Here is a 26,103-nt window from a genome sequence, read left to right as displayed (position 1 = left end):
CTTGCGGTGCGCGAGCAAGCGATCCTGCGGGGCCGTCCGGGTTGGCGCGCGGGTGGAGAGCATGCGGCGAGTCTACACCGCGCGCGCGGCCCCGGGCAGTGCCGCCGGCAACGGCAGGTGGTCGCCGAGGGTGTGTCCCTGCAGGCGTTCCAGGGCTTCGGCCAGCTGGGTCTCCGGTGCGTCGGGTGCCTGGGCATCGCCCGGGGCCAGGCCGATCACCGTCAGGGTGTCGGCCAGCTGCCGTCGGGCGGTATCCGCGTGGATGCCCTCGGCTCCGGTGGCCTTGGCCAGTTTGTCGCCGCCGGGCGTGACAAGGACCGGGTGGTGAGCATAGGCCGGTGGGGTGGCGCCCAGCGCCTCGTAGAGCTGCATCTGGCGCGGGGTGGAGCCAAGCAGATCGATCCCGCGCACCACGCGAGTTACGCCCAGGTCCAGGTCGTCCACCACGGTGGCGAGCTGGTAGGCGACGATGCCATCCGCCCGGCGGATCACGAAATCGCTTCCGAGTGCCTCCAGATCGAAGGCGACCGCACCCAGAAAGCGATCCGCGATCGTCCAGTAGCGGGTGGTCGCCCGGGCACGCACGGCCCGTGGCTCGCGTTCGGGCGGCAGGCCGTGGCGACAGGTCCCTGGATAGATCGGCCCTTCCCAGCCCGGCCGGCCGCGCGCGGCCAGGTCCTTGCGGGTACAGCCGCAGGGGAAAGCCAGATTCGACGTCAACAGGCTGTCCAGGGCGCGCTGATAGGCGGGACCGCGTTGGCTTTGCCAGGTGACGGGGCCATCCCAGACCAGGGCGAAGGCCTCGAGGGCATGGAAAATGACATCGGCCGCCCCCGGGCGAACCCGGGGGGCGTCAATATCGTCGATTCGCAGATGCCAGCGGCCGTCGGTACTCCGGGCATCGAGCCAGGAGATGACGGCGGCCAGCAGGGAGCCCGCATGCAGCGGGCCGGAAGGCGTGGGGGCAAACCGGCCGACATAGCCGTCGGCCTGGGTAATCCGTTCGGGCGTGATCGTCACGGCCCGGCCGGGATCAGGCGCGCTGCTTTTCCTTGATCTCGTCGAGCTGCTTGCAGTCGATGCACATGGTGGCCGTCGGGCGGGCCTCCAGGCGGCGAATGCCGATCTCCACGCCGCAGGTCTCGCAGTAGCCGTAATCGTGGGTGTCGATCTTGCGCAGCGCCTCGTTGATCTTCTTCGACAGCTTGCGTTCGCGGTCGCGGGAGCGCAGTTCCAGGCCGAACTCCTCTTCCTGGGTGGCGCGGTCGGCCGGATCGGCAAAGTTGGACGCGTCCTGGCGCATGTGCCCCACGGTGCGATCGACTTCCTCGGCCAGCTCCTGGCGCCATGCCCGCAGCAGGCTGCGGAAATGCTCGAGCTGATCCGGATTCATGTAATCTTCGTCCGGCTTCGGCTCGTAGGGCGCAATGCCCCCGGCGACCATGTGCTGGGTGGAGGGCTTGTCGGTCTTTTCGTCAGCAGCCATGCGGGCTTTCTCCGGCTGGAAAAATGAGGCGCACTTAGTACCAGAGTCGGGCGGGCCGGGCAAGTCCCGTGCCATGACTGTTGGTGCCTGGTCTCGGTTGGATGCTGGGGATGTGCGGGCTTGCGGCCGGTTTTTCAGCGAGATACGGGAAAAGGCAGGAATAACGGGATGACGGAATTGCAGGCGCTGATTTTCGACGTGGACGGCACATTGGCGGACACTGAACGCGACGGTCATCGCGTTGCCTTCAACAAGGCGTTCGCGGACGCGGGCCTGGACTGGGAGTGGAGCATCGCGCGCTACGGCGAGTTGCTGCGCGTGACCGGCGGCAAGGAACGCATCCGCCAGTACCTGTCCGAGGACCATCCCGAGGTCCTGAACGAGCCGGGGATCGATGCGCGTATTCGCGAGCTGCACGCGGCCAAGACGCGGCACTATGTGGCCCTGCTTGAGACCGGCGCGATCCCGCTGCGGCCGGGGGTGCGGCGGTTGCTGGACGAAGCGGAGGCCGAGGGTCTGCGCCTGGCGATCGCCACGACCACCACCCCCGAGAACGTCACGGCCCTGCTGGAGGCCACGCTCGGAAGCGAGGGCCCGTATCGCTTCGAGGTGATCTCTGCTGGCGACGTGGTCCCGGCCAAGAAGCCGGCTCCGGATATCTTTACCCATGCACTGGAGGCGATGAACCTGCCGGCGGAGGCCTGTCTGGCCCTGGAGGACTCCGACAATGGCGTGCGTTCCGCCCGCGGGGCGGGGCTGGAGGTCGTGGTCACGACGAACGACTACACCCGCGAGCAGGCGTTTGATGGCGCCTTGGCCGTGCTGGACGGGTTCGGTGAGGCGGATCAGCCCGCGACGGTCCTGGCCGGTCCGGCACTGGAAGGGTCGGTGGTGGATATCGCGACCCTGCGCGCCTGGGTCTCCGGGGCGAAGGGATAGCCGGCGCGCCGGCTCAATCGTTTTCGCGCGGCGGCAGGCGCGGGTCCTCGATCTCGGTCCCGTCGAGCATCTGGGTATCCAGCAGGAAGCCGACGGCGGCGTCGCTGACCCCGTTGATCACGAACTGCACGGCCAGGACCGCGAGAATCAGACCGAACACCTTGGTCAGGATGTCCTTGCCGGTATCCCCGAGGAATTTCACCAGATAGCGCGAATGGATCATCGCGTAGTAGCACGCGACCATGCAGGCCAGCACCGCCAGGAACACGAGGACCAGGTGATAGATGGTGGGGGCCTCGCTGGTCAGGATCATGACCGTCGCAATCGCCCCGGGCCCGCTCATGAACGGGATGGCCAGCGGGATGACCGAGATGTCCTCGGTCACCTGCCCCTTGTCGGCCTTCACTTCCTCGGCGGTCTCGCGCTCGCTGGCCGCCTTCTGCCGGATCATGCCGATCGCGATGCCGAACAGGATGATGCCGCCGGCGATGCGGAACGCCGCCAGCGTGATCCCGAACAGCTGGAAGATCACCCCGCCCAGCAGTGCAAAGGCGAACAGCAGGGCCGTGGCGACCTTGACCGAGCGCAGGGCGGTGGAGCGGCGCTTCTCCTCGGAGGCGCGCGGCAGCATCGCGGTGAAGATGAACGCGGTCGTCAGTGGATTCACGATGACGAACACCGCGAGGAACGTGACGATCAGGTATTCGAGCAATACGAGCATGGCTCTAGCTTAGGCAGAATGGGGTGTCGTTGCGAGGTCCTCCGTGGGGGTGCCACTGAGATCGTTCCGCACACCGTCATTGCCAGGGCCCGTGGCGATCGTTCGCCAAGTCCCCGAGTGCCATGGGCCTTCCGGACGGATTGCCGCGTTGCTGCGCTCCTCGCAATGACCCATACGACTACCCGTCATTGCGAGGCCCCGGAGGGGGCGTGGCAATCCCTGGAATGCCGCACGCCGTCGGAATCCGGTGGTTTCAGAGGTGGATCGCCACGTCGTGGCGTTCCAGGCGATGATGGGGCGTGCGTGCATGGGCATGGATCGGGTCCGATCGTTATACTCTGCGCGCATGAAGAAACGCCTGCACCCGGAATCCTTCCCGACCCTCGAGCACTTCGTCGGCAATACGCCGTTGGTGCGCCTGCAGCGCATGGCGGCGGATCTGCCGTCCACCGTGCTGGTGAAGCTCGAGGGCAACAACCCCGCCGGTTCGGTCAAGGACCGGCCCGCGCTGAACATGATCCAGGCAGCCGAGCGCCGCGGCGACATCCAGCCTGGCGATACCCTGATCGAGGCGACCAGCGGCAACACCGGCATCGCGCTGGCGATGGTCGCGGCGATGAAAGGCTATCGCATGATCCTGGTGATGCCGGACAACATGTCCGCCGAGCGCCGCGCCTCGATGAAGGCCTTCGGCGCCGAGCTGCTGCTGGTCTCGCGCGAGGAGAGCATGGAGGGCGCGCGTGACCTGGCGGATCGCTTAGAGGCCGAGGGCAAGGGCCGGGTGCTGAACCAGTTCGGCAACCCGGACAATCCGGATGCGCACTACATCGGCACCGGGCCGGAAATCTGGCGCGATACCGAGGGCACGGTGACCCATTTCGTCTCCGCGATGGGGACCACTGGCACCATCATGGGCGTGTCGCGCTATCTCAAGGAACGTGATCCGGAGGTGCAGATCGTCGGCGTGCAGCCGGCCGAGGGGGCGTCCATCCCTGGCATCCGGCGTTGGCCGGAGGCCTATCTGCCGACCATCTTCGAGGCCTCGCGGGTGGACCAGACCGTGGACGTGACCCAGGAGGAGGCAGAGGAGACCATGCACCGATTGGCCGTCGAGGAGGGCATCTTCGCCGGGGTCTCTTCCGGTGGTTCGGTGGCCGCCGCGTTGAAGCTGGCGGCGCAGACCGAGGGTGGCACCTTCGTCGCGATCATCTGTGACCGCGGCGATCGCTACATCTCCACCGGCGTGTTCCCCGCATGAGTGCACCGGTCCTGATTTTCGATCTCGAGACGGTCCCGGATATCGAGGGCGCGCGCCGCCTGCACGACTTCGAGGGGCTGAGCGATCACGAGGTTGCCGAGGCGATGTTTGCGTTGCGCCGTGCCCAGACCGGCTCCGATTTTCTCAAGCATCCGCTGCATCGCATCGTGTCCATCGGCGTGCTCTACCAGGGCGGCGACGCCCTGAAGCTCTCCGCCTTCGGCCGCGAGGGCGAGGACGGCCAGACGCCCTCCGAGGCCGAACTGCTGCGGCAGTTCTTTGACGTGATCGACAAGCGCACGCCACAGCTCGTTAGCTGGAACGGCGGCGGCTTCGACCTCCCGGTGCTGCATTACCGCGCGCTGGTCAACGGCGTGCAGGCCCCGCGCTACTGGGAGCAGGGCAACGACGACCGCGAGTTTCGCTACAACAACTACCTGTCGCGCTTCCACTGGCGCCATGTGGACCTGATGGACGTGCTGGCGGGCTTCCAGGGCCGTGCGGTCACCAGCCTCGACATGATGGCCAGCCTGCTCGGCTTCCCCGGCAAGCTGGGCATGGATGGCTCGAAGGTCTGGCCGGCCTGGCGCGACGGGCGTCAGGCCGAGATCCACGACTATGTCGAGCACGACGTGCTGAATACCTACCTGGTCTGGCTGCGCTTCGAATACATGCGCGGCAACCTGACCGACACGGCCCTGGCCAGCCGGCAACAGCAACTGGCCGAGTACCTGGAGGGCAGTGGTGCGGCGCACCACCGTGAATTCCTCGACGCCTGGCAGCCTGCCGGGACCGACACCTGATGGCACGCATCGACAAGACCCCGTTCGAGGCCCGGATCGAGGAGGTCACCCTGGACGGCCAGGGTGTGATCCGTCGCGAGGGCAAGGCCTGCTTCATCCACGGTGTGCTGAAGGGCGAGCGCGTCATGGCGGTGCAGACCGGGCGCAAGCGCCGTTTTGATACGGCCGAGGTGGTCGAGGTGCTGGAACCGGCCGTGGGGCGGGTCGAGCCGCCCTGCGAATTCTTTGGCCTGTGCGGTGGCTGCAAGCTGCAGCACGCCTCCGTCGAGACCCAGCGTGAAATCAAGGAACAGGCCCTGTTCGACGCGCTGGAACGCATCGGCCACGTGACGCCGGAGGCGCGCTTCGAGCCGCTGACCGCCGACACCCTGGGTTATCGCCGCACCGCGCGGCTGGGGGCCAAGCACGTGCCGAAAAAGGGCGGGGTTCTGGTCGGCTTTCGCGAGCGCGGCAGCCCGTATCTCGCCCAGATGACCCACTGCGAGGTGCTGCATCCGGCAGTGGGTGGGCGTATCCAGGCGCTGCGCGAATTGATGGACGGGCTGGAGGCGCGCGACCGCCTGCCGCAGATTGAGGTCGCGGTGGATGACGACGAGCGTGTGGCGTTGATCTTCCGCAACCTCGATCCGCTGTCGGAGGCGGATACCCAGTGCCTGTCCGACTGGGCCGAGGCCGAGGGCATCCAGGTGTATCTGCAGCCGGGCGGGGCGGACACGGTGGAGCCGCTGGCCGGGCCGATCGAGCCGCTGATCTACCGCCATCCGGCCTACGGCGTGTCGGTGCCCTTCATGCCGACCGATTTCATCCAGGTGCATGCACAGATCAACCGCAAGATGGTGCCGCAGGCCCTGGAGGCGCTGGACCTGCAACCGGGGCAACGCGTGCTGGACCTGTTCTGCGGGCTGGGCAACTTTACCTTGCCGCTGGCACGAACCGTGACCGAGGGCGAAGTGGTCGGCGTCGAGGTGGACGACGCGATGCTTGCGCGGGCGCGTGCGAATGCCCGCGACCAGGGCATCGCCAATACCCGCTACGAGCGCGCCGACCTGGACGATGTGGAGGCGCTGAAGAACGCCGCCTGGCTGGGGGAGGACTTCGACCGGGTGCTACTGGATCCGCCGCGCACCGGCGCGGCCGCGGTGATCGAGGCACTGGCCCCGCAGCGGATCGAACGCCTGGTCTATGTGTCCTGCAACCCGGCGACGCTCGCCCGTGACGCCGAGCGTCTGGTGCATCATCATGGCTATCGCCTGGAGCGGGCCGGGATCATGGACATGTTCCCGCACACTGCCCACGTGGAATCCATGGCCGTGTTCCGGCGCGCCTGACGCGCTTCGATACTTTAGGGGAATTGCATGCTGGAGATCGTACAAGCGGGTGGGTGGCTGATGCTGCCGATCCTGCTGTGTTCCGTACTGGCCGTGGCCATCGTGCTGGAGCGGCTGTGGACGCTGCGCCGCTCGCGGGTCGTGCCGCCGCGCCTGCTGACCTCGGTGTGGGAGCAGATGCGTACGCAGGGGCTCAAGCTGGACGATATCCAGCGTCTGCGTGCGGGTTCCCCGCTGGGGGCGATCCTGGCTGCGGGTCTCGCGACCCATGACCGCGCCCGCCAGATCACCCAGGAGAGCATTGAAGAGGCTGGCCGCCGCGTGGCCCACGAGCTCGAGCGCTACATGAACACGCTGGGCACGATCTCGATGATTACCCCGTTGCTGGGCCTGCTGGGCACCGTGGTCGGGATGATCGAGGTGTTCACCGTGATCACCGAGATCGGCGTCGGCAGCCCGCGCGATCTGGCCGGTGGCATCTCGCAGGCCCTGATTACCACCGCGACCGGGATCGGCGTGGCCATCCCGGCGCTGGCCTTTCATCGCTACTTTCGTGGCCATATCGACGAACTGGTGCTGGAGATGGAGCAGGAGGCCACCAAGCTGGTCGAGGTGATCCATGGCGAGCGCGAGGCCGGTGCGGTCGAGGGCGGGGCCACGGCGTGAACTTCCGTACGCCAAGCCGGCAGGAAGAGCCCGGCGTCAATCTGACGCCGTTGATCGATGTGGTGTTCCTGCTGCTGATCTTCTTCATGGTCTCCACCACGTTCGATCAGCACGCGGACATCGAGCTGACCCTGCCCTCGGCCGACCGCGAGGCCGAGGCCGTGGAGCGCGCGTGGATCGACATCATCGTGGACGCGAACGGGAACTACTTCATCAACGGCCAGGAACTGATCAACCGCCGCGCCGAGACCCTGGAGCGTGTGCTCTCAGAGGCCCGCGAGGGCCGCGAGGACGACCCGGTGCTGATCCGCGCGGACGCCAATGCCACCCACCAGTCGGTGGTGCGCGCGCTGGATGTCGTCGGCCGCCTGGGTATCACCTCGGTCTCCATCGCCACCTTGGGTGATGCCGCCGATGACGACTGACGACCAGCACCCACAGCATCTCGACTCCGGCTGGGCGGTTTATCGTCGCCTGCTTGGCTACGCCTTTGTCTACTGGCCGCTGCTGGCAATTGCGACGGTGGCGATGCTCGGCATGGCGGCGACCGAAGCGGGCTTTGCCGCGCTGATGAAGCCGCTGATGGACGAGTCGTTCGCCGAGGGTGATTCACACCCGCTGATTCCGTGGATTCCGGTGGTGCTGATCGGCTTGTTTCTGATCCGGGGCGTGGCCGAGTTCGGTTCGGTCTACGCGATGCGCTACGTCGGGCGGCAAGTCGTCAAGCGCCTGCGCGAGGAGTTGTTCGAGCGTCTGTTGCACATGCCGGTGCAGCGCTTTCAGGAGCAGAGCAGCGGCGAGCTGATCTCACGCGTGACCTACAACGTGGAGCAGGTTGCGACGGCCGCCACCGACGGCTTCAGCACCCTGGTGCGTGACACCCTGACGATTATCGCGCTGCTGGCATGGATGTTTTGGCTGACCCCGAGCCTGACCCTCACGATCCTGGTTATTGCGCCGGTGATGGCCATTCTGGTGCGGGTGGTGACCAAGCACTTCCGGCGTATTTCGCATCGCCTGCAGTACAACATGGGCGATGTGACGCACGTGACGCAGGAGGTGATCGAGGGCCACCGGGTGGTGCGCATCTTCGGCGGCGAGACCTACGAGCGCGAGCGCTTCGAGGACATCAATGAGCGCAATCGCCGTCTGCACATGCGTATGGAGGGTATCAAGGCCGCTTATACCCCGACCATCCAGTTCCTGGTGGCGGCAGTACTGGCTTTCGTGATCTGGGTGGCGACCTCCGATTTCGGCGATGACACCGTCACTGCCGGCACCTTCGTGTCATTCCTGACCGCCATGCTGTTGTTGCTGAGCCCAATTCGCCGGCTTTCGATGATCAACGCGACCCTGCAGCGTGGGATCGCGGCCGGGCAGAACATCTTCGCCGTGCTGGACGAGACGCCGGAACGTGACACCGGGCACGTACCGCTGGATCGTGCCGAGGGGCACCTGGTGTTCGCCGACGTCGCTTTTCGCTACGGTCCGGAAGGCCCCGACGTGTTGAAGGCGGTCTCCTTCGAGGTGAAGCCGGGCGAGAACGTCGCGCTGGTCGGCCGCTCGGGCAGTGGCAAGACCACCTTGGTCAACCTGCTGCCACGTTTCTATCACCCGACCGAGGGCCGCATTGTGCTGGATGGTCACGACCTCGAGACGATCCGTCTGCGCGACCTGCGCCGTCAGATCGCCTATGTCGGTCAGAACGTGACCCTCTTTGCGGATACCGTCGCGGCCAATATCGCGTACGGGCGGCCCGAGGCGAGCGAGGCGGAGATCCGCGAGGCTGCCCGGGCGGCGCATGCGCTGGAGTTCATCGATCGCCTGCCGGATGGGATGCAGACCCTGGTCGGCGAGAATGGCACACGGCTGTCCGGCGGCCAGCGCCAGCGTCTGGCCATCGCCCGGGCGCTGCTTCGGGATGCACCGATACTGATCCTGGACGAGGCGACCTCGGCGTTGGACAACGAATCTGAACGTCAGGTGCAAGCCGCTCTGGACGCACTGGTGAGCACCCGTACCACGCTGGTGATTGCCCACCGTCTGTCCACTGTCGAGGGCGCCGACCGTATTCTGGTGATGGATAACGGCCGTGTGGTCGAGACCGGACGGCACGACGAGTTGATTGCCCTCGGCGGGGTTTACACGCTCCTGCACCGCCTCCAGTTCCGCGAGGAGGTGGGGGATGCGGGGTGATGCAGGAGGTTACGGCGCTCGGCGGTTTGCGGTCTGGGGCGCGACCTGGCGCGATTATCGTCGCGGTGAGGGGAACCGTGCGCGGGCCCGTCGGGGCTTCCTGACGCCGCCCGACGAGCGGGGGCGGCTGGTCTGGATCAAGGCCGGCGGCACGCCCGAGGAGGTGCGCCTGGGGATTGAACTGCTCGGCGCGGTGCGTGACAAGCGCCAGGATGTACGCATCGTCCTGACCTTCGAGCAGGACTACCCGGCACTCTTTGAACGCCACATGCAGCCGTTTCGCAAGGTGGGCGTGGGCTATGGGCCCTGTGACCGTCCGCGGGTGGTGCGCCGGGTGCTCGAGCGTTTTCAGCCCCACGGCATCCTGCTGGCCGGCGGTCAGGCCCCGGTGAACCTCCTGCAGGCGGCCGAGGTTCCGGTGATCGCGGTCAATACCGAGCCGCCTGCCTGGGCAGTGCCTCCGGTCGTGCGCCACTGGCCGGTCGATCCGGCCGGGGCGCTTGCGTGGCCGGAGGCCGCGTTCGAAGCGGCCCTGGCGCCCGCCGACCCGCAGGCGCGATTTGTCGAGGCCCAGGCCGACGTGGTTCTGCGCGCATTGGTCGGGGGTAACGTGGAGCGCCTGTGGTGGTGGCACGGCACGTCGGAGCAGTGGCCCGCCTGGCGCACGGCCTGGCAGGCCTCCGGCCGGGGGCGCAGCGATATCCTGCTGGCGAGCCTATGCGGGGATGCGACCGAGGCCGGGCTGCCCGGCGCGGATCTGGCAGTCTCGGCCTGGGATCGTTCCGTTTTGGCACCGGGGACTATCCTGCATCTGGATGACCGACGCTGGTTTGCCGCTGCGGCCAGCGCCGCCCATGCGGTGCATCTCGCTGCGTCGGATCGCCAGGCCCTGTGGCAGGGGCTGGCCGGCGGTGCGGCGGTGAGCCTGGGCGAGGCCCCGGCGGCGGCGTTGCCCTGCGCGGTGCTAGGCGAACCCGCTGCGGTGCTGGAGGCCTGGCAGCGGTTGAGCGCCGACCCGGCCGCGCGGCGTCAGCAGGGGGATGCGGCGCGGCGGCGCTTCTGGGACGAGCGGCGCCAGGTGGATGCCAATTTCGATGCTGTTCTGCAGCAGGTTTGGGACTGGTAGTCATGGGGTCGTTTCAGGCGTGGCTGAGCGCCCGGTTGTGGGATCAGTGGAGCCAGCGCGGGCCGTTCGCCGCCGCGATGTTCCCGTTGTCGTTGGCCTACGCTGGGCTTGCCGAGTGGAATCGCCAGCGCCAGGAGCAGGCGCGACGCGATATCTCCATCCCGGCGCGCGCGGTGATCGTGGTGGGCAATCTGACCCTGGGCGGCAGCGGGAAGACACCGATGACGGTGTGGCTGGCCAAGCGCCTGCGCGCCGCTGGCTATCACCCCGGCATTGTCAGTCGCGGCTATGGCGGGCGTGGGGATGTGGCCGGGATCGCGGTGACGGCCGATTCCGATCCGGTGGTGGTGGGCGACGAGCCGTTGCTGATCGCCCGGCGCGCGGGCGTCCCGGTGCAGGTGGATCGCGACCGGGTGCGCGGGGCGCGGGCGCTGACCGATCAGGGCGTGGATGTGGTGATCGCAGACGATGGCATGCAACACCATCGTCTGCCGCGCGATATCACGATCCTGATGGTCGATGGGAGACGCCGCTTCGGCAATGGGCTTTGTCTGCCGGCGGGGCCGTTGCGAGAGCCGAAGCGGGCCCGGGAACGGGCCGATTTCGTGATCGTGACTGGTGGCGAGGCGGGCCCCGGCGAGATCCCGATGGAACTGGTCCCGTCCAGTCGGTTGCAGCGGGTGGACGGGGCGGAGGAGGCGCGCAAGCCCCACCGCTTTGCCCGGCGCGATGCCCACGCCATCGCCGGGATCGCGGATCCGGAGCGCTTCTTCCGCACCCTGGAAGCGGCGAAGATCGGTATCATTCGGCATCCGTTTCCTGATCACCATCGTTTCCTGCCGCATCAGATCCGCTTCGATGACGAGTTGCCGGTTCTGATGACGGAGAAGGATGCCGTAAAATGCCGGTCGTTTGCGCAGGATAATCACTGGTACTGGCCGATCGCGGCCCGGTTGCCAACCACTTTCGAGCCGGCGCTACTCGCGCGCCTGGAGACGGTCAGTCGGCTCAAACACCTGGGGTAATGCATGGACAAGCGTCTGCTCGATATTCTGGTCTGCCCGGTTACCAAGGGTCCACTCAAGTACGATCGCGAGAATCAGGAGCTGATCTCCGTCTCCGCCGGTCTCGCCTATCCGATCCGGGACGACATCCCGGTGATGCTGGAGGACGAGGCGCGCAGTCTCTCCGAGGACGAGAAGGAACGCTGGCGCGAGGCCTGAGCATCCGCATGACGGGCTTCGTCGTGGTGATCCCGGCACGCATGGCCTCCAGCCGTCTGCCGGACAAGCCGCTGGCTGCGGTGGCCGGGCGCCCACTGATTGCGCATGTGATCAGCCGTGCGCAGGAGAGCGCCGCCACTCGCGTGATCGTCGCCGCGGATGACGAACGCATCCTGGCAGTGGCGCGCCAGTGCGGGGTCGAGGCCTTCCTGACCGATCCCGCGCTCCCTTCCGGCACCGACCGCATCGCGGCTGTGGCCGCCGCCGAGGGCTGGGGCGACGAGTCCATCGTGGTCAACCTGCAGGGCGACGAACCGCTCACCCCGGGGGCGCTGCTGAATGACCTGGCGGCCCTGCTCGAACAGACCCCGCAGGCGGATATGGCCACCCTGGGCGTGCCGATCCGCTGCGCGGAGGATCTGGCCGACCCCAATCAGGTGAAGCTGGTGACCGACCGCAACGGCCGGGCCCTGTATTTTTCGCGTGCCCCGATCCCCTGGGACCGCGAGGCGCGCCGGGCGGGGCAGCCGCCCTCGGTCGACCATGCCATCCGGCACCTGGGGCTCTATGCCTACCGCGCCGGCTTCCTGCGGCGCATGAGTGCCGAGCCGCCCGCGCCGCTGGAGCAGTTGGAGCAGCTGGAACAGCTACGCGCGCTGGACATGGGGGCCTGGATCCAGGTCGGTCGCCGCGCCGAGGCGCACCCGCCTGGCGTGGATACCCCCGAGGACCTGGACCGCGTGGACGCCTTTCTTTCGGGCACGGCCCGCGTGTAACGCGCAATCGGGCTTCTACCGCCTGCCTGCGCGGAAGCCAGCTCGCAGATGAAGGGGGCGTTGCGGAGCTTCCGTTTCCGTCAGGACCGGCGCACCCAGTCACCTATTGGTTGTCGGGGTGGGTCGGGTCGAGGGCGGCCAGCAAGGCCTCGTGCTCCAGTCGCGCATCCTCGATCTCGTCGAGCACCCCATCCACGTCGGGGGTCTCTTCGCTGTGCACAAAGTGCCCGGTCAGGGGTGTTTCCGGAGTCAGGTCACCGTTCGCGAACAGGTCCCACATCTCGTGGGCGTACTGCGTCTCCAGCAGCGTGGGGTCCGCGCGGCCGAAGGTTGTGCGCATGTTGTTCACGTCCCGCTGCAGCATGCGGAATGCGCTGTTGTTGCCGGCGGCGTCGACGGCCTGGGGGAGGTCGATGATGACGGGCCCGTGCGCGTCCACCAGTACGTTGTACTCGGACAGGTCCCCATGGATCAGGCCGGCGCACAGCATGCGCTGGATCTGGCGGATCATGAATGCGAACCACTCGCGTGCTGTCTCTGGGTCCAGTTCGACTTCGTGCAGCTGGGGTGCGGTGTTGCCGTCGGCGTCCAGCACCAGTTCCATCAACAGGACGCGGTCGAATACGCCGTAGGGGACGGGCACTCGAACGCCCGCGTCGGCAAGGCGGTAGAGCGCCTCGACTTCCGCGTTCTTCCACTGCGTCTCCTCGACCTCGCGGCCGTGACGCCCACGTCGGGCCATGGCCCGCGCATCGCGGCTGCCGCGCACCTTGCGGCCTTCCTGATACTCGGCCAGTTTGTGGAAGCCGCGATGCTTGGCTTCCTTGTACGCCTTGGCACAGCGTGTCGCACCCCCGCTGCGGACGAGGTAGATGTTCGCCTCCTTGCCGCTTTGCAGCTGCCCGAGGACGGTATCAATGACGCCGTCTTCGATCAGCGGCTGGAGGATCTTGGGGATTTTCATAAGCGCGTACGGGGTTGGCGAAACGAAAGACGCCGACCTGGGGGGAACCCCGGAGGCCGGCGTCGTGCGTTCCAAAACGGTTGGGTCAGGGCAGAAAGATCTTGGGTTTGCGCTTCTCCGCCTTGGCGGTGCGTTTTTCCATCAGTGTCTTTTCGGCCTTCTTCTTGCTGTCGCGCTTACGATCCATGGTCTTCATGGGGTGGGTCCTCTGGGGCGCCGGACGGATCATCCGGCTGATTGCGTGCCCGTTTCTGCTGACGTTTTTCTTCCTGCTTGGCGGCTTTCTTCAGCTCGCGCTGGCGCTTTTCGTATTGGTAGTTCGGTTTGGCCATAGGGCAGCAGGGTCTCCATTGGGGTGTCGCCAGCGAGGCGGGGTCACGAAGCGTTGTCTCTCCACAATAGCACCGAAACATTGTCATGGGGGCAAGCGCACGAAGAAGGGCAAGGAGGCACCTGGCGTTTCCTTCCCCGTGCCGTTCAGGCGGGCGGGTGCAATCCGCCTTGCAGGGCGCGGGCCAGGGCCTGGCCTTCGCGGATGGCCCGTTCCGGTGTGGAGTGGTGCGGTTTGAGGGTCGCGATCACGCGGTGTTCGAGCTCGGCCTCGGTCAGGACCGGGTTCGGGTCGATATAGCCGTTGTTGGTAAGCCATTCGGACAACCGTTCGCGGGCGCTGCTCTGGAAGCGCTTGACCGTACCGTTTTCCAGTTCGCTCAGGAGCTGTTCGCCGTCGCCATTCAGCTGGTTCGCAAGGTCGGAGACGGCGTCGATGAAGGTCGCACTGACGGCCTCGGAGGCCTCCAGGGCCGCGCGGTCTACCGGGCGCCCGCGACCCCGGCGCCAGGCGCGAGTCCAGGCGCGGGCGGCCTCACTACGGGCCTGTAGCGTCTGAAATTCCGGTGGTTCCAGCAGGGAGTCGGCGGGGCCTTGTAGCAGGGATTCCAGCGCGCCCAGGCGATCCACCCCCAGCTCCAGCAGGCGCTGCAACAGTTCCAGACGGTCTCGCAGCAGGTGAAACAGATGGATACCGGCCGGATCCTGCCAGGGGTCGATCAGGGGGATGCCCCCAATCCGCTGCGCGTAGTCCTCGGGCGCGTCGCTGCCGGGGGCGGGTACCGCTTCGGGTTCCGGAAGGCTCAGCTGCTCGTGGCTACCCAACGCTTGCTGTCCCCAGCGGCGTGCGGCCAGGTCGATGATCTCGACGCTGGACTCCTGTGCCTGCCAGTAACGCGCGTCTTCGGGCTGGGCGGTCAGGTAGAAAACCTGTCGGCCGGCCTCGTGGGCCAGAGCCTGCAGGCTTTCGGCCACTGCCCGGAAGCGGTCCGGGTCCGCCGTTCCCAGCGCCTCGTCGAGGATGAGCGGGAGCGCGCTGCGCCCGCGTTCGGCCTCCAGCGCAAAGGCGATGCGAACGGCGAGCAGAAGCTGCATCCGCGTCCCGCTGGAGAGTTCCGTGAGCGAGCGGGTGGCCCCGCTGGCGGTCTCGCGGGCGCTGAACCGGGCCGAGGCATGGGGCGAGAACTGAAGTTCGTAGTGATGCCGTGTGAAGCGCCGGAACCACTCGCGGGCCTGGCGCAGGGCCGCGGGCTGCACCGCCTGTTCGTGTTCCATCTCGACCTGGTCCAGCAGCAAGTTTCCGGCCGTGGCGAACAGGGCCTGGTCGAGTCGCTGGGCCAGGGCGTCGCGGGCGAGTTCGCGGCGGGCGCGGGCGGTTTCCAGCTGGCGTTCATGGCCGGCGCGGTCGATGGCCGCTTCGATGTGGGCGATCTCCTCGCTCAGCCGGTCGCGTTCCGCCGCCTGGTCACGCAGTGTCTGAAGCTTCGATTCCAGGGGTTCCACGGCATTGGCCTCGACCGCCTCCAGCAAGTCTGCGCGGTCCTCGAGGTGGCGGCGGCGTTCGCGTTCGCGTTCGCGCACATTACTCAGTTGCTCGCTTAGCTCCTGCCAGTCGGGCCACAGGCGCAGCCTCTCGCGCAGGGTCGATTCATCGTCATTCTCCAGGCCGGCCGCTGCGTACTGGGCGGCGATCTGCTCCCGCGTGCGATCCGCGTCCGCTTGCAGGCGTTCGAGTTCGCGCTGGGTGGCCTTTTCCTCGCGCTGTGCGGTGTCCCGCGTCTGCAGCCGGGCGGCTAGACGGTCCAGCCGCTGGGCCAGGGCATCCGCCGAAGGGTCGGGGTCCGGAGGGGCCACGGCATAGCGGGTGAGAAAGGCCATGACGGGTGCCCGGGTCGCCTCCAGATCGGCTGTCAGGCGTTCCTGCTCTGCCCGGGCCGTGTTCACGGCCTGGCGGGCCCGGTCATGGTTCGCGGTCAGGTGGATCCAGCGCTGCAGCGAGGCATCCATGCAGGCGGGGTCGAAGCCGACCTGCCGGGCAATATCCTTCAGGCGCATCTCTTCGTGCTCGCGGGCGGCGCGCCGTTCTTGCAGTTCCCGCTCGAGTCGAGCGCGGCGCTCCGCTGCTCGCCGCGCGCCCTCCGCGGTTTCCAGTTCGCGCTCCAGGTGGGCCAGGCGCTCGCGGACCGCGTCGGTCGCCCAGTCCGTGGGCAGCGCCAGACCGGTATCGCGGAAGCGTGCCTTCGCAGCCTCGCGGGGTATGTTGTCGGTCGCCGGGCGAGCGGCGATGTAGGCGCCCCAGGCGACCGGGAGCGCGAGTACGGCGAAGGCGGGGTGTACCAGCACCGCCGCGGTGCCAATGGCGCCGCCCGCCGCGAGCAGGGCGATCCCGGCGGCGAACCGGCGCAGGCCGGTCCAGGGGGCGGGGCACGGGGATCCCAGCCAGTGCAGTAGCTCGTCGCGGCCCCGTCGCAGTGTGTCGGGGGTGGGCCGGGTGTCGTCAGTCGGAGGCAGGGAGGCGAGTTCGTCTTCCCGTTGCGCGATGCCGGCCTGCAGCCCACGCAGGGTTTCCAGGGCCTGTTCCACAGAGTGGAGCGTGGCGGGGTCCAGGGCCGGAGCCGCCTCTGGTGTGCCCCCCAGTTCTTCGGTTGCCTGGCGCAGTGTCGCCTGTGCCTCGTGCAGCGCGCTCGTCGCCTGTTCCAGCCCCCTCTCCAGCTCCAGCAGCCTGCGTGCCACGGGGCGTTGATCATCCACGCAATCCGCATCCAGCTCGGGGTCCGCCAGTCCGGCTCCCTCGCGGCGCTGGCGCGCATCCTCGAGTCGTTCACGGGCCTGTTGTTGTTCGTGTTCCAGGCGTCGCAACTCGTCCTGGAGTGGGGCGAGGCGTTGCAGTTCGTCGCCGCGGAGCCTGTCCAGACCGGGAGGCAAGGCCGCCATCCGGGTCTCCAGATCCCGGTGTTCGCGTCGGGCCCCCAGCAGGTCCAGGGCGCGTTCGTACTGATCGGCGTCGTGGGCAGCGCGCTGGGTCTGCTGGCGTTGCGCCTTCAGGTCGGTCAGGCGCTGTTCGTCGTGCTGCAGGCCGCGTTGCTGCTGACGGCGCTCGCGCAGTTCCTGTTCCGCAGCCGTCAGCGCCTGGGACTCGCTACGGGCATGGGTCGTCTTCAGGCTCAGTGCGGGATCGTCGCGCAGGGCGGGCAGGTCGTAGCCACCGGCCAGTTCGCGGGCCAGCCGCAGGCCGATCTCCTGCTCGGTGCCGTGGTCGGCGTTCAGCAGATCCTCGATGCGCAGGGTGTAGCAGTCGATGAAGCGATGATCCGGCAGTGGGGGCGCCTCGACGCGTTCGCCATTGCGGGACCAGGACAAGTCGGTCCCCAGCCGATGGGCCTGTAACGGGCCCTGGGCATCGACGAATGTCGCCTCGATGTGGACTCCGGTCTGGCGCAGTTCCTGGGCATACAGGGCGGCTCGCAAGGCGCGCACGAGGCTCGATTTTCCGGACGCGTTGGGCCCGATGGCCACGTTCACGCCCGGCCCCAGGGCGTCCAGGCGGAACCCAGGATGGATGCCCGGCAGACGGACGATATCCAGTGAGTCCAGTCTCATGCGGCCCTCACGCTTCGCTCTCGCGCTGGAGCAGCAGCCGGTCAAGGGCGTGCAGGGCGGCCGCTTCCAGGTGGCGGGCGATCGCCTCGTCATCCGGGCCCTCCGGGACGAGGGCGCGATAACGCGGGTCATGAATCACCTGGGCGAGCGGACCCCGGGCCCTCTCCAGGAGTGCGCGGCGGGCCGCGTTGTCCGGGCCTTGCAGCAACTGGAGTTTGCGGGCCAGCAATGCGGCGGGATCGCTGCCCGCGGCGAGTTCCGCCAGGTCCAGGGCGGGCAGGGCCTCCAGGCGCCAGTCATGGACGAAATACAAACGGCCCCCGAGGTCCTGCGGTGTGGCGCGCGGGTCGTCGGCGTACAGGCTGCGCTCCAGCGCATGGCGTTGATCGCTGCGTCCGGTCAACCGCAGGCGGCAGCCGACGGCCGCAGGCCTGTGGCTCCAGGTCTCCAGCTCGGCATGGAGGGCGCCCAGTGCCTCGGTCACCCGGTGGTGGATATCGGCCGCTTGCTGCAGGCCATCCACGGCGATCTCGAGGGTATGCCAGGACAGCGGTGCCAATGGAATCTGCTCGATCGCGAGGTCGCCGCCCGGGGTGATTTCGAGACACCAGGGGCCATGGCGGCCGGGCTCGCCCGGATCCATGCCGCTCAGGGAGCCCAGATAGCCCATCGGTCGGGGCGCGGCGAGCGCATCGGGGCGATGGATGTGGCCCAGTAGCCAGGCCTCGACCGGGGCGGCCGCCAGGTCGCTGCTGCGCACGGGGGCGTGCGGGCTGCGGGACTGGTCACGATCGCAGTGCAGGAGCCCGACGGTGGGGCAGTCAGTGGGGGCGGGAAAATCGCCTTCCAGCGGACTGGTGGTTACGCGCGCTTCGGGGAACGACCAGCCCGCAATCCGTAGACGCTGATCATCATGGCCGCGCAGCTCGCGGGTTTCCCACTGCCCGCCGGCCCCCAGCAGCTCGAAGGCCGGCAGGGATTCGGCCAGTCGTGGCAGGACCTGGACGTCATGGTTGCCGGCGACGCCGAGTACCCGGATGCCCGCCTGGGTCAGGCGCTCGACACCCGCCCTCAGGTCGCGGTAGGCCTCGTAGAAGTCGTCCTCCTGTTCGACCACGTCGCCGGCCAGCAGCACCGCGTCGATGCCCTGTTCCACGGCGTAGTCGACCGTGCGGCGCCAGGCCGCGGCCGGGCCGAGGTTTGCGATGCCCAGCGCCTCGTCCACCGCCGGCGGGATGCGCGAGGGCTGGCGGCCCAGGTGGATATCGCCCACGCACAGGAGCTTCATGGACGCGGGGAGGCGGTCGGGATCATGGGCGCAGTTTGGAAGAATCGCGGACCAAAGCCAATCCCGGAGCGCGGGCATGTGCCCCGGGATTGGCTTTGCCCCCGTAGGAGCCTGCTTGCAGGCGAAACGATGTCTGGGTTTCCCCAACGTTCGCCTGCAAGCAGGCTCCTACAGGGGCGGTGGTGCTCGGGGTCAGGTTTCGAGGCCGAGCTGGCGAGGGAGCTGACCGAGGCGGCCGAGGGTCAGGCAGGGGCGGGGGTGACCGTGTTCCCAGGGGAGCGAGTCGGGGTTGAACCAGGCGGCGCGGAATCCGGCCTGTAGTGCTCCCAGGATGTCCGCGGTGCTGTCGTCCCCGACGTGCAGGATGGCGTCCGGCGTTACGCCCGCCTGTTCGCGGGCCTGGTGGAAGATGCGTGGATCGGGCTTGGCGGCCCCGGCCTCCCCGGCGGCGATGGCAAAATCGAAGTGTCGGCCCAGGGGCGTGCGAAAGACATCCGCGTTACCGTTGCTGATCGCGCCCAGGCGGAAGTGGCGTGCCAGGGTTGCCAGCACATTCTGGGCCTCGGGATAGGGCGTGACCTCGTTGCGCGCCTCCCAGAACACCTGGAAGCCTTCACCCGACAGACGCTCCGGGCAGCAGCCACAGGTTTCGGCCAGTTCGCGCAGCCAGCGCTTGCGCAGGCGGGTCAGGTCGTGGCGTTCGTGGTCGGGGGCCGCGCGCATGAAGGCCATGCGTTCCTGGATCAGGGCATCGGGACCGAAGCGCGCGCACACCTCGGGCGCCTGCTCGCGCAGCCAGGCATAAAAGCGCGCCTCGGCGTGGTGGATGACTGGCATCACCGGCCACAGCGTATCGTCCAGGTCGAAGGTCAGGCAGCGGATGCGGCCGGGTTCGAACGCTTGAGGCCGCAAAGGCTCGGGAGCGGGTGGGTGGTTCATTCGTGCAAGGGTAGCGTGGAAGGGCCGCGCCTCCGACATTCGGATAACACCCTTGGGGGTACTCGCGACATTCTGCGGTCGAAGCGGACTGCTACGCTGGGAAGGCGGAAAGAATAAGGACGAGGAGGTTTTCGGCATGCAACCAACTAATGATTCCAGTGATTGGCCACGCTACAGCCGGGGCCAGCGGGTGGTGCACTGGCTGGTGGCGGTATTGGTGCTGGGCGCGCTGGGCCTGGGCGGGACGATTGGCTGGTTCGGTTTCGAGGGGTTGCAGGCGCGCTTCGGCGAGGATGCGACCAACACCATTTACACCTGGCACAAGAGCTTCGGGGTGCTGATTCTGGCACTGATGCTGGTGCGCATCGGGCTGCGGCTGCGTCACGGCAAGCCGCCCTACGCGGTGGCACTCGCCCGTTGGCAGCGGATTGGCTCGGAGGTGGTGCACGGGCTGCTCTATGTCCTGCTGATCGTGATGCCGGTGATCGGGTGGTGGGCGACCGCGGCCGGGGGCTATCCGGTCCAGCTGGGGCCGTTGATCCTGCCGGGCTTGTTCCCGGAAAACGAAGCCCTTTCGGCGATCCTGTTCGGCTGGCACCAGGCGCTGGGGATGGCCATCCTGATCCTGGCGCTCGGCCATATTGCGGTGGCGCTGTTCCACTGGCGCGTGCGTCGGGATGGTGTGATGCAGCGAATGACCTTCGGTTCGACCCGGCGCTGATTCCGGAGCGTCGATGCTGCGATTGCTGCTGACCCTTGTTGCGCTGAATGCGGTGCTGCTGGGTCTGGAAATCCCGCGCTTTGCGGGGCTTGCACCGTACTGGCTCGCCTGGGAGGCCGTGCTGCTGGTGGGTCTGTTCGTGCTTCTGCCGGCAGGCCGACTGGCGCGGGGGCTGGCGTGGCTGGCGGGCGGGCTCCTGCTGGCGCTGGTGGTGCTGGCGTTGTTCGATGCCCTGACCCGGGCCAGCCTGACCCGGCCGCTCAACGTGATCCAGGACTGGATACTGCTGGATGCGGTGTACCAGTTGGTGACCGGGAATCTCGGCTTGCTGGCCACCGTGTTGCTGGGCACCGTCCTGATTACCGGGCTGATCGTGGTGATCTGGGGAGCGGCTCGGGGCCTGTATGCACTGGGCAGCCGTGCCGCAGGCGCGTGGCGAGTGCCGCTGCCCCTTGCCGTCGGGCTGCTGGCGCTTGGCCTGGTGGGAACGGCCGCCGGCATGCGCGACGTGGCGCCCGCCGGAACGGTGGCGCCGGCGGCTGGGATGGTGCAGCAGCAGATCGCGGCGGGGCAGGAGGCCATCGCGGAGAACCAGGACTTCCGTGCGCGGCTGGCGCGAAGCCGCGAGCAGGCGGGGGGGCGGCCGCTGCCGGGGCTCTCCGGGGTGGACGTGATCCTGGGGCTGGTGGAGTCTTACGGCGTTTCCGCTGTTTTCGACGCGCGCTATGCACCGGTGATCGTGCCGAGCCTCGAGTCGATCGGCGAGGATCTCGACGACGCGGGCCTGCACGTGGTGACCGGCGTGCTGGAGGCGCCGATTGCCGGTGGCCAGTCGTGGCTGGCGCAGGCATCGCTGCTGTCGGGCCTGCAGGTCCGCTACGCTGGGCACTACGACGCGTTGCAGGCCGAACCCCGCGATACCCTAGTGCAGGATTTCCAGACGACCGGGCACCGCACGGCCATGCTCGCGCCGGCGATCCAGCTCGATTGGCCGGAGGGCCGGTGGTTCGGCTGGGACCGGATCGTGGACAAGCACGACTTCGACTACGCCGGGCCACCGCTTTTCTGGGTCACGATGCCGGACCAGTACACCTGGTCGTTCTTCGAGCGCGAGGTGCGTGCGAGGTCGGAAGACCCGGTGTTCGCGATGCTGGCGCTGGTCAGTTCCCATGCACCCTGGACGCCGATCCTGCCGGTTCTGGAAGACTGGGATGCGATCGGAGATGGCGCGATCTTTGACCAGTGGGCCGACCAGGGGCCCGCGCCGGAGACGCTGTGGCGGGACTTTGATCGCGTGCGCGAGTACTACGCGGAGTCGGTGCGCTACTCGCTGGAGGTGACCGGGGCCTACGCCGCCCGGTTTGCCGACGAGGAAACGCTGTTCTTCATGCTGGGCGATCACCCGGCGGCCGCGCTGATTACTGGTCAGGACGCCAGCTGGGCGGTACCGGTCCACGTGATCACGGGCGATCCCGCGCTATTGGAGCCGTTCCTCGAACGAGGTTTCGTTCTCGGCATGCAGCCGCCCGGCGAACACGCCGACTACGGCTTCGATGCGCTTCGGCCCTGGCTACACGAGGCCTTCGGCAACTGACCCGCCTTCGTCTAGCCGCCTGCCTTGGTTGGCTAGGCCTGGTTCAACGTCTGTGTTTCCGTGCCTTCGGTCCACATACTGCCGGGCGCTGACTCGCCAGCGCGCCGCGAGGTCCTTTCTTGCTTGCCCAAGAAAGGACCTCGCGGCGCACCCGGATTTCGCCCGGGAACCTCGCTCCGGACGTGCTGGGCCGGCGGCGCTGAACTCGCTACGCTGCGCTTCGCTCAGACATCCAGCGCCTTCTCCCGGCCCGAGCACCCTTCCGCTAGGGGCTCCATACGGGAGGCGAAGGTCAAAACCGACCGTGTCCCTACGCTTCCGCCTAACCATGGGCATCGGCGCCCGAAAGCCCCCGGCGCCCGCTCCGCGGGCGCGGCACGCAACGGCCACAGGCCGAGCGTGCCTGAGATGTTGGAAGACCTAGCCTCCATCCATGAGCAACATGGTCGGGACCGCTGTTGTCTTGACCTTCCTCCCCGTTGTCGTCGCGCTGAGTGGAGAGGCTTTTCGCGGGAGACAAGGCGCTGGATGTCTGAGCGGAGCCGCAGGCGTAGCGAGTTCAGCGCCGCCCGCGAAAAGCCTCGGAGCGAGGGAAGCCCCGGCCCGCGCAGCGGGCCGGGGTCGCGGCAGTCGGGCGTGTTTCTTGGGTACTTCTTTGCACGAGCAAAGAAGTACCTCGCGGTGCGCTCGCGAGAGAGCGCGTGGCAGGCGGCTGGGCGAAGGCACGTAAACACCGAGCGCCAAACCAGGGCCAGCCAGCAACCGGAAGGCGGCGGACCGGGGGCACCGTAAACACCAGCGACGAACCGGGGGCAGCCCGGGCCTGATGGCAGTGAGTAGGAGCCGGAATCCGGCGGGTCTAGAAGTTTTCGGTGGAGGTGAACAGGCCGACGCGGAGGTCGTGGGCTTCGTAGATCGGGCGGCCGTCGACCTTGACGATGCCGTCGCCGATGCCGAGGACCAGCTTGCGCGAGATCACCCGTTTCATGTCGATGTGGTAGGTGACCTTCTTCGCGGTGGGCAGGACCTGGCCGGTGAACTTGACCTCGCCCACGCCCAGGGCGCGACCGCGGCCCGGGTTGCCGAGCCAGGCCAGGTAGAAGCCAACCAGCTGCCACATCGCGTCGAGGCCGAGGCAGCCGGGCATGACCGGGTCACCCGGGAAGTGGCAGGCGAAGAACCAGAGGTCGGGGTTGATATCCAGTTCGGCGATCATCTCGCCCTTGCCGTACTGGCCGCCGTCGCTGTTGATCTCCAGGACGCGGTCCATCATCAGCATGTTGGGGACCGGCAGCTGGGCATTGCCGGGGCCGAACATGTCGCCGTAGCCGCAGGCCAGGAGTTCGTCGCGATCGTACTGATTCTTCTGCATGGGAGCGCCGCTCGGGGAAAAGGCCGGTATTGGACCGAAACCCGCGCGCAAAAGCAATTGCGGCGGGCGTGGTGGCGCTGACGGGCCGGTCGTCAGGCGTCGGAGGGATACCGTAGCAGGTCCGCGAGGGTGAAGAAGCGATCGCCGCGCAGGTAGCCGGCCTGGATGTCGGCGGTCAGGGCCGTCGGGCGCCCCTTGCCGTCGCGTTCGGCGACCCAGGGGGCGGGCACGGTATCCAGGATGTGCGTGCAGGCCAGGCGCCCGTCATCCAGATGGCTGGCATGGACCGCGCCGGTGCGGCGGTCGCGGAAGGCCGGGAGCCAGCCGGCAGTAAACCCGGCATCCAGCCAGGCGGGGTTCTCGGTGCGGGCCGGGGCGGGTGCCGGCAGGAGGTCGAGGCTGAGCATCGCGAAGTCTCCGGGGATTTAATCCGGATATCGGCGCGGGTAGCGCAAACTTGAGTACGGATCCTTCCGCGCGCCGGCAGGCGTGGAGGCGTTGCGACATAATCGGAGCGCGAAGGCGGAGGTCCGAGTTGCGCTGGAGGGTGCGGGCACCGACCATGCCGTAAAACAATAAGCAAGGGGTCGTCGTGGCGGTCACTGTAATGCTGTGGGTAGTGGGGGTTGTTGTCGCGATTATCGTGCTCGATCTGGCGCGACGGCCGCTGCGGCGATTGCTGGTGGGCCTGACGGGTGGGATTACGCGCCTGGTCTGTGCCCTGCGGCGCCAGGTGCTGCATCTGCGCGATACGGCTCAGCGCTGGCACCAGGCGCATTTGGCGAGGCTGGAGGCGGAGCGCGTCCATGTCGCGGTGCATGCCCTGGAGCGGCGCTACGCTCGGCTGGTGGGCCATGATCTGGCCGAGATCCCCGATCTGCGCCAGCAGGTCCACGAGACGCTGCGCCAGCTGGAGGACGCCTACGCCCGCGACGAGGGGCGCTTGTCCGCCGAGCCGGGCTGGGTCAGCCGGCTGGAGGCGCTGGTGAGCACGCCCGTCGGCGAGAGCCCGCAGGGGCAACGTCTGGCGCAGGACATGCAGGAGACGGTGCTGCGTATCGCTCGCCTGGGTATGGAGGAGCACCGCCAGATGGCCCGTGGCCTGTTGTCGGCGCGCCGCCGCATGGAGGCCCCGTTGCACGAGCTGACCGGGCGCCTGGAGCAAGTTCACCGACGACTGGCGGACCTGCAGCGCCAGGGCGAACGTCTCGACAACGGTCTGACTCGTTGCGAGAGCCGCGACCATCCGGCGCACCGACAGTGGCCGGCGTATGCCCAGGCGGGTAGCCAGTGGCTGCTGGGCGCAGCCGGACTGGCGCTGACGGCGGTCGCAGTGATCGTGTACCAGCGCCTGTTCGACCCGGCCCTGGGCTCGCAATTTCCGGCGTCCATGGAGGCCGGCGGCGTGGCCTTTCCGGATCTGGTGGTCGTGATCCTGTTGGGGGCGGCCGCGGTCTGTGGCTGGCTGCTGGCGGAGGCCCGCGGTGTCTCGCGGCTCTTGCCACAATCCCTGATGGACGGCAGCGACGGCGTGCGCCGTGCCCTGGTGGTGGTGGCTGCGGTGGCATTGGCCGCGCTGACGCTGGTCTCCGGGTTTGGCGGTTTCCACCTGGAGTGGGTGGCTTATCGCCAGGAAATGGTGGATACCCTGCTGGCAGGGAGCGAGGCACCCCCGGTGACGCTGGATCTGTTCGAACAGTCGGTGGGGGCGATCCTGGGACTGGTGATCCCGCTGATCGTGGCGCTGGCACCGATCTGGCTGGTGGGCGTCCTGCAGGCGACCCGAGTGATGCTGGGTGGATTTCTGAGCTTGCTGCTCGCCGTGCTGGCCGGTGTCCTGTACCTGCTGGCGGTGGCGGCGGCGCAGATCCGCCGACTGGCGCCGATGGCGTTTGACCTGCTCACGTTTCCGTCGCGGGTGGTGCGCGAGCAGTTCTTGTAAGGCTCGCGGCAACCGTTATGTGAACTCGATCAACCCCTGGCGCGGCCTGGCACGCGCTGCACGGATACCGCTGTAGAATGCAGCGCCGTTGATCCCTGACGAATCAAGAGATGGCAGAAGACATGACGACGAATGGGTGGCCGATGCGGGTGATGGTGCTGGTTCTGGGCGGATTGCTGATGGTGGCCTGGAGCGGCGCCGCCGCTCAGCAGACCCGGTATATCAGCGAGGAACTGGAGGTCGGCGTGCGTGGCGGTCCGTCGAACCAGAACCGGATCGTCAGCGCAGTACGTGCCGGACAGCCCGTGGCCGTGATGGAGCAGTCCGGTGACGGCTGGAGCCGGGTGCGCCTGCCCAGCGGCAACGAGGCCTGGATCCTGACCCGCTACCTGCAGGACGAGCCGCATTCGCGCGAGCGCCTGGCCGAAGTCGAGGCCGAGCTGGCCGAGATCCGCTCCGGGGCAGATGACCAGGAGGGCCGGATCGCGGAACTGCTGGATCGGCGCAATGCGTTGACCGCGGAACGTGACGAACTGCAGGCACAGCTCGCGGAGATGGAAACCGAGCTGGAAGAGCTGCGTGATATCGCCTCGCGGCCGCAGGAAATCCAGCGCGAGAATCGTCGCCTGGAAGAGAACCTGATCGATGCCCGCGACTCCGCCGATGAGTATCGCCGTCAGGTCGAGGTGATGCAGGCGGACAGTCAGCGCAAGTGGTTCATGACCGGGGCGCTGGTCACTGTGGGCTCGGTGATCCTCGGGGTTGTCCTGACGCGCATCCCCTCGCGCCGCCGTCGCAGCGAATGGAGCTGATATCGGGGTTTTGATCGGC

25 protein-coding genes are annotated in these 26,103 nt (G+C 67.8%); 15 read left to right on the top strand and 10 right to left on the bottom strand.

Annotated elements, in window-relative coordinates; all coding sequences use genetic code 11:
• Positions 1-72: 72 nt before the first annotated feature.
• Both gluQRS and dksA read right to left on the bottom strand, forming a co-directional pair.
• On the bottom strand, positions 73-1,020 hold the full coding sequence (gene gluQRS, locus F816_RS0105130; RefSeq protein ID WP_019593805.1) for a tRNA glutamyl-Q(34) synthetase GluQRS: 948 nt from the start codon (positions 1,018-1,020) through the stop codon (positions 73-75).
• Positions 1,021-1,033: 13 nt separating this feature from the next.
• Positions 1,034-1,486, bottom strand: a complete 453-nt coding sequence (gene dksA / locus F816_RS0105125) for an RNA polymerase-binding protein DksA (protein WP_018146088.1) — start codon at positions 1,484-1,486, stop codon at positions 1,034-1,036.
• A 168-nt stretch (positions 1,487-1,654) separates the two neighbouring features.
• Here dksA and F816_RS0105120 point away from each other — a divergent pair, with 168 nt between their 5' ends.
• Entirely contained in the window at positions 1,655-2,425 is a 771-nt protein-coding gene (locus F816_RS0105120; RefSeq protein WP_019593804.1) for an HAD family hydrolase, read from the top strand.
• A gap of 13 nt (positions 2,426-2,438) precedes the next feature.
• Here the strand turns inward: F816_RS0105120 and F816_RS0105115 are convergent, their stop codons facing one another.
• Positions 2,439-3,146, bottom strand: coding sequence for a MarC family protein (locus F816_RS0105115; RefSeq protein ID WP_019593803.1), 708 nt, complete (start codon positions 3,144-3,146; stop codon positions 2,439-2,441).
• A gap of 346 nt (positions 3,147-3,492) precedes the next feature.
• On the opposite strand from F816_RS0105115, the gene cysM reads away from it, so the two are divergent.
• From cysM to kdsB, 10 genes are read left to right on the top strand one after another with little or no spacing between them, the layout of a single operon-like run.
• Positions 3,493-4,404: a cysteine synthase CysM gene (gene cysM, locus F816_RS0105110; RefSeq protein WP_019593802.1), complete on the top strand. Its 912-nt coding sequence runs from the start codon at positions 3,493-3,495 to the stop codon at positions 4,402-4,404.
• Positions 4,401-5,207, top strand: coding sequence for a 3'-5' exonuclease (locus tag F816_RS0105105; RefSeq protein ID WP_019593801.1), 807 nt, complete (start codon positions 4,401-4,403; stop codon positions 5,205-5,207). The genes cysM and F816_RS0105105 overlap by 4 nt, the downstream gene beginning before the upstream one ends.
• Positions 5,207-6,535, top strand: a complete 1,329-nt coding sequence (rlmD, locus tag F816_RS0105100) for a 23S rRNA (uracil(1939)-C(5))-methyltransferase RlmD (RefSeq protein ID WP_019593800.1) — start codon at positions 5,207-5,209, stop codon at positions 6,533-6,535. Before F816_RS0105105 ends, rlmD begins: the two co-directional genes overlap by 1 nt.
• A gap of 27 nt (positions 6,536-6,562) precedes the next feature.
• Positions 6,563-7,201, top strand: a complete 639-nt coding sequence (locus F816_RS0105095) for a MotA/TolQ/ExbB proton channel family protein (RefSeq protein ID WP_019593799.1) — start codon at positions 6,563-6,565, stop codon at positions 7,199-7,201.
• Entirely contained in the window at positions 7,198-7,626 is a 429-nt protein-coding gene (locus tag F816_RS0105090; RefSeq protein ID WP_018650355.1) for a biopolymer transporter ExbD, read from the top strand. The genes F816_RS0105095 and F816_RS0105090 overlap by 4 nt, the downstream gene beginning before the upstream one ends.
• Positions 7,616-9,397 (top strand): lipid A export permease/ATP-binding protein MsbA, encoded by a 1,782-nt coding sequence (gene msbA / locus F816_RS0105085; RefSeq protein WP_026333135.1) that lies wholly within the window; start codon positions 7,616-7,618, stop codon positions 9,395-9,397. The genes F816_RS0105090 and msbA overlap by 11 nt, the downstream gene beginning before the upstream one ends.
• Entirely contained in the window at positions 9,387-10,523 is a 1,137-nt protein-coding gene (locus F816_RS0105080) for a glycosyltransferase N-terminal domain-containing protein (protein WP_019593797.1), read from the top strand. Before msbA ends, F816_RS0105080 begins: the two co-directional genes overlap by 11 nt.
• A 2-nt stretch (positions 10,524-10,525) precedes the next feature.
• On the top strand, positions 10,526-11,548 hold the full coding sequence (lpxK, locus tag F816_RS0105075) for a tetraacyldisaccharide 4'-kinase (protein WP_019593796.1): 1,023 nt from the start codon (positions 10,526-10,528) through the stop codon (positions 11,546-11,548).
• Positions 11,549-11,551: 3 nt separating this feature from the next.
• Positions 11,552-11,746, top strand: a complete 195-nt coding sequence (locus F816_RS0105070) for a Trm112 family protein (protein ID WP_018169424.1) — start codon at positions 11,552-11,554, stop codon at positions 11,744-11,746.
• A gap of 8 nt (positions 11,747-11,754) precedes the next feature.
• Positions 11,755-12,522: a 3-deoxy-manno-octulosonate cytidylyltransferase gene (gene kdsB / locus F816_RS0105065; RefSeq protein ID WP_018650351.1), complete on the top strand. Its 768-nt coding sequence runs from the start codon at positions 11,755-11,757 to the stop codon at positions 12,520-12,522.
• A 103-nt stretch (positions 12,523-12,625) separates the two neighbouring features.
• On the opposite strand, the gene F816_RS0105060 is transcribed toward kdsB, so the two are convergent.
• From F816_RS0105060 to F816_RS0105040, 4 genes are all read right to left on the bottom strand, one after another.
• A complete protein-coding gene (locus F816_RS0105060; protein WP_019593795.1) occupies positions 12,626-13,486 on the bottom strand; it encodes a PA4780 family RIO1-like protein kinase in 861 nt (286 codons plus the stop codon).
• A 477-nt stretch (positions 13,487-13,963) separates the two neighbouring features.
• The gene (locus tag F816_RS0105050; RefSeq protein WP_019593794.1) at positions 13,964-17,416 is read right to left on the bottom strand and encodes an AAA family ATPase; all 3,453 of its coding nucleotides are present in this window, start codon (positions 17,414-17,416) and stop codon (positions 13,964-13,966) included.
• 7 nt (positions 17,417-17,423) lie between these two features.
• Complete coding sequence (locus tag F816_RS0105045; protein ID WP_019593793.1) at positions 17,424-18,704, bottom strand: DNA repair exonuclease; 1,281 nt, start codon at positions 18,702-18,704, stop codon at positions 17,424-17,426.
• A 192-nt stretch (positions 18,705-18,896) separates the two neighbouring features.
• Positions 18,897-19,643: an HAD family hydrolase gene (locus tag F816_RS0105040; RefSeq protein ID WP_026333134.1), complete on the bottom strand. Its 747-nt coding sequence runs from the start codon at positions 19,641-19,643 to the stop codon at positions 18,897-18,899.
• A gap of 136 nt (positions 19,644-19,779) precedes the next feature.
• On the opposite strand from F816_RS0105040, the gene F816_RS0105035 reads away from it, so the two are divergent.
• Positions 19,780-20,364 (top strand): cytochrome b, encoded by a 585-nt coding sequence (locus F816_RS0105035; RefSeq protein WP_026333133.1) that lies wholly within the window; start codon positions 19,780-19,782, stop codon positions 20,362-20,364.
• Between the two features lie 13 nt (positions 20,365-20,377).
• Positions 20,378-21,958 carry a hypothetical protein gene (locus F816_RS0105030; protein ID WP_019593790.1) on the top strand — a complete coding sequence of 527 codons (1,581 nt, stop codon included), beginning with the start codon at positions 20,378-20,380 and terminating at the stop codon, positions 21,956-21,958.
• A 224-nt stretch (positions 21,959-22,182) separates the two neighbouring features.
• On the opposite strand, the gene F816_RS15055 is transcribed toward F816_RS0105030, so the two are convergent.
• The 3 genes from F816_RS15055 to F816_RS0105020 form a co-directional block, all read right to left on the bottom strand.
• Entirely contained in the window at positions 22,183-22,389 is a 207-nt protein-coding gene (locus tag F816_RS15055) for a hypothetical protein (RefSeq protein ID WP_155998505.1), read from the bottom strand.
• A 428-nt stretch (positions 22,390-22,817) separates the two neighbouring features.
• Positions 22,818-23,330, bottom strand: a complete 513-nt coding sequence (fabA, locus tag F816_RS0105025; protein WP_018146069.1) for a 3-hydroxyacyl-[acyl-carrier-protein] dehydratase FabA — start codon at positions 23,328-23,330, stop codon at positions 22,818-22,820.
• A 92-nt stretch (positions 23,331-23,422) separates the two neighbouring features.
• Positions 23,423-23,737 (bottom strand): hypothetical protein, encoded by a 315-nt coding sequence (locus F816_RS0105020; protein WP_019593789.1) that lies wholly within the window; start codon positions 23,735-23,737, stop codon positions 23,423-23,425.
• A gap of 200 nt (positions 23,738-23,937) precedes the next feature.
• Here F816_RS0105020 and F816_RS0105015 point away from each other — a divergent pair, with 200 nt between their 5' ends.
• Positions 23,938-25,272 carry a hypothetical protein gene (locus F816_RS0105015; RefSeq protein WP_019593788.1) on the top strand — a complete coding sequence of 445 codons (1,335 nt, stop codon included), beginning with the start codon at positions 23,938-23,940 and terminating at the stop codon, positions 25,270-25,272.
• A 110-nt stretch (positions 25,273-25,382) separates the two neighbouring features.
• Positions 25,383-26,084 carry a TIGR04211 family SH3 domain-containing protein gene (locus tag F816_RS0105010; protein ID WP_019593787.1) on the top strand — a complete coding sequence of 234 codons (702 nt, stop codon included), beginning with the start codon at positions 25,383-25,385 and terminating at the stop codon, positions 26,082-26,084.
• Positions 26,085-26,103 lie beyond the last annotated feature (19 nt).

Source organism: Thioalkalivibrio sp. ALM2T, assembly GCF_000381505.1.
GTDB lineage: Bacteria > Pseudomonadota > Gammaproteobacteria > Ectothiorhodospirales > Ectothiorhodospiraceae > Thioalkalivibrio > Thioalkalivibrio versutus.
This window is presented reverse-complemented; position numbering and strand designations above follow the sequence as displayed.

Excerpts from the sequence above, each read along its gene's own strand:
- F816_RS0105060 (WP_019593795.1), bottom strand. The coding sequence starts at position 13,486 with ATGAAAATCCCCAAGATCCTCCAGCCGCTGATCGAAGACGGCGTCATT.
- F816_RS0105115 (WP_019593803.1), bottom strand. The coding sequence starts at position 3,146 with ATGCTCGTATTGCTCGAATACCTGATCGTCACGTTCCTCGCGGTGTTC.
- F816_RS0105050 (WP_019593794.1), bottom strand. The coding sequence starts at position 17,416 with ATGAGACTGGACTCACTGGATATCGTCCGTCTGCCGGGCATCCATCCT.
- F816_RS0105095 (WP_019593799.1), top strand. The coding sequence starts at position 6,563 with ATGCTGGAGATCGTACAAGCGGGTGGGTGGCTGATGCTGCCGATCCTG.
- F816_RS15055 (WP_155998505.1), bottom strand. The coding sequence starts at position 22,389 with ATGGAGGCTAGGTCTTCCAACATCTCAGGCACGCTCGGCCTGTGGCCG.
- F816_RS0105045 (WP_019593793.1), bottom strand. The coding sequence starts at position 18,704 with ATGAAGCTCCTGTGCGTGGGCGATATCCACCTGGGCCGCCAGCCCTCG.
- F816_RS0105015 (WP_019593788.1), top strand. The coding sequence starts at position 23,938 with ATGCTGTGGGTAGTGGGGGTTGTTGTCGCGATTATCGTGCTCGATCTG.
- F816_RS0105080 (WP_019593797.1), top strand. The coding sequence starts at position 9,387 with ATGCGGGGTGATGCAGGAGGTTACGGCGCTCGGCGGTTTGCGGTCTGG.
- fabA (WP_018146069.1), bottom strand. The coding sequence starts at position 23,330 with ATGCAGAAGAATCAGTACGATCGCGACGAACTCCTGGCCTGCGGCTAC.
- rlmD (WP_019593800.1), top strand. The coding sequence starts at position 5,207 with ATGGCACGCATCGACAAGACCCCGTTCGAGGCCCGGATCGAGGAGGTC.
- F816_RS0105105 (WP_019593801.1), top strand. The coding sequence starts at position 4,401 with ATGAGTGCACCGGTCCTGATTTTCGATCTCGAGACGGTCCCGGATATC.
- F816_RS0105070 (WP_018169424.1), top strand. The coding sequence starts at position 11,552 with ATGGACAAGCGTCTGCTCGATATTCTGGTCTGCCCGGTTACCAAGGGT.
- msbA (WP_026333135.1), top strand. The coding sequence starts at position 7,616 with ATGACGACTGACGACCAGCACCCACAGCATCTCGACTCCGGCTGGGCG.
- F816_RS0105120 (WP_019593804.1), top strand. The coding sequence starts at position 1,655 with ATGACGGAATTGCAGGCGCTGATTTTCGACGTGGACGGCACATTGGCG.
- F816_RS0105010 (WP_019593787.1), top strand. The coding sequence starts at position 25,383 with ATGGCAGAAGACATGACGACGAATGGGTGGCCGATGCGGGTGATGGTG.
- F816_RS0105035 (WP_026333133.1), top strand. The coding sequence starts at position 19,780 with ATGCAACCAACTAATGATTCCAGTGATTGGCCACGCTACAGCCGGGGC.
- F816_RS0105030 (WP_019593790.1), top strand. The coding sequence starts at position 20,378 with ATGCTGCGATTGCTGCTGACCCTTGTTGCGCTGAATGCGGTGCTGCTG.
- dksA (WP_018146088.1), bottom strand. The coding sequence starts at position 1,486 with ATGGCTGCTGACGAAAAGACCGACAAGCCCTCCACCCAGCACATGGTC.
- F816_RS0105020 (WP_019593789.1), bottom strand. The coding sequence starts at position 23,737 with ATGCTCAGCCTCGACCTCCTGCCGGCACCCGCCCCGGCCCGCACCGAG.
- F816_RS0105040 (WP_026333134.1), bottom strand. The coding sequence starts at position 19,643 with ATGAACCACCCACCCGCTCCCGAGCCTTTGCGGCCTCAAGCGTTCGAA.
- kdsB (WP_018650351.1), top strand. The coding sequence starts at position 11,755 with ATGACGGGCTTCGTCGTGGTGATCCCGGCACGCATGGCCTCCAGCCGT.
- lpxK (WP_019593796.1), top strand. The coding sequence starts at position 10,526 with ATGGGGTCGTTTCAGGCGTGGCTGAGCGCCCGGTTGTGGGATCAGTGG.
- cysM (WP_019593802.1), top strand. The coding sequence starts at position 3,493 with ATGAAGAAACGCCTGCACCCGGAATCCTTCCCGACCCTCGAGCACTTC.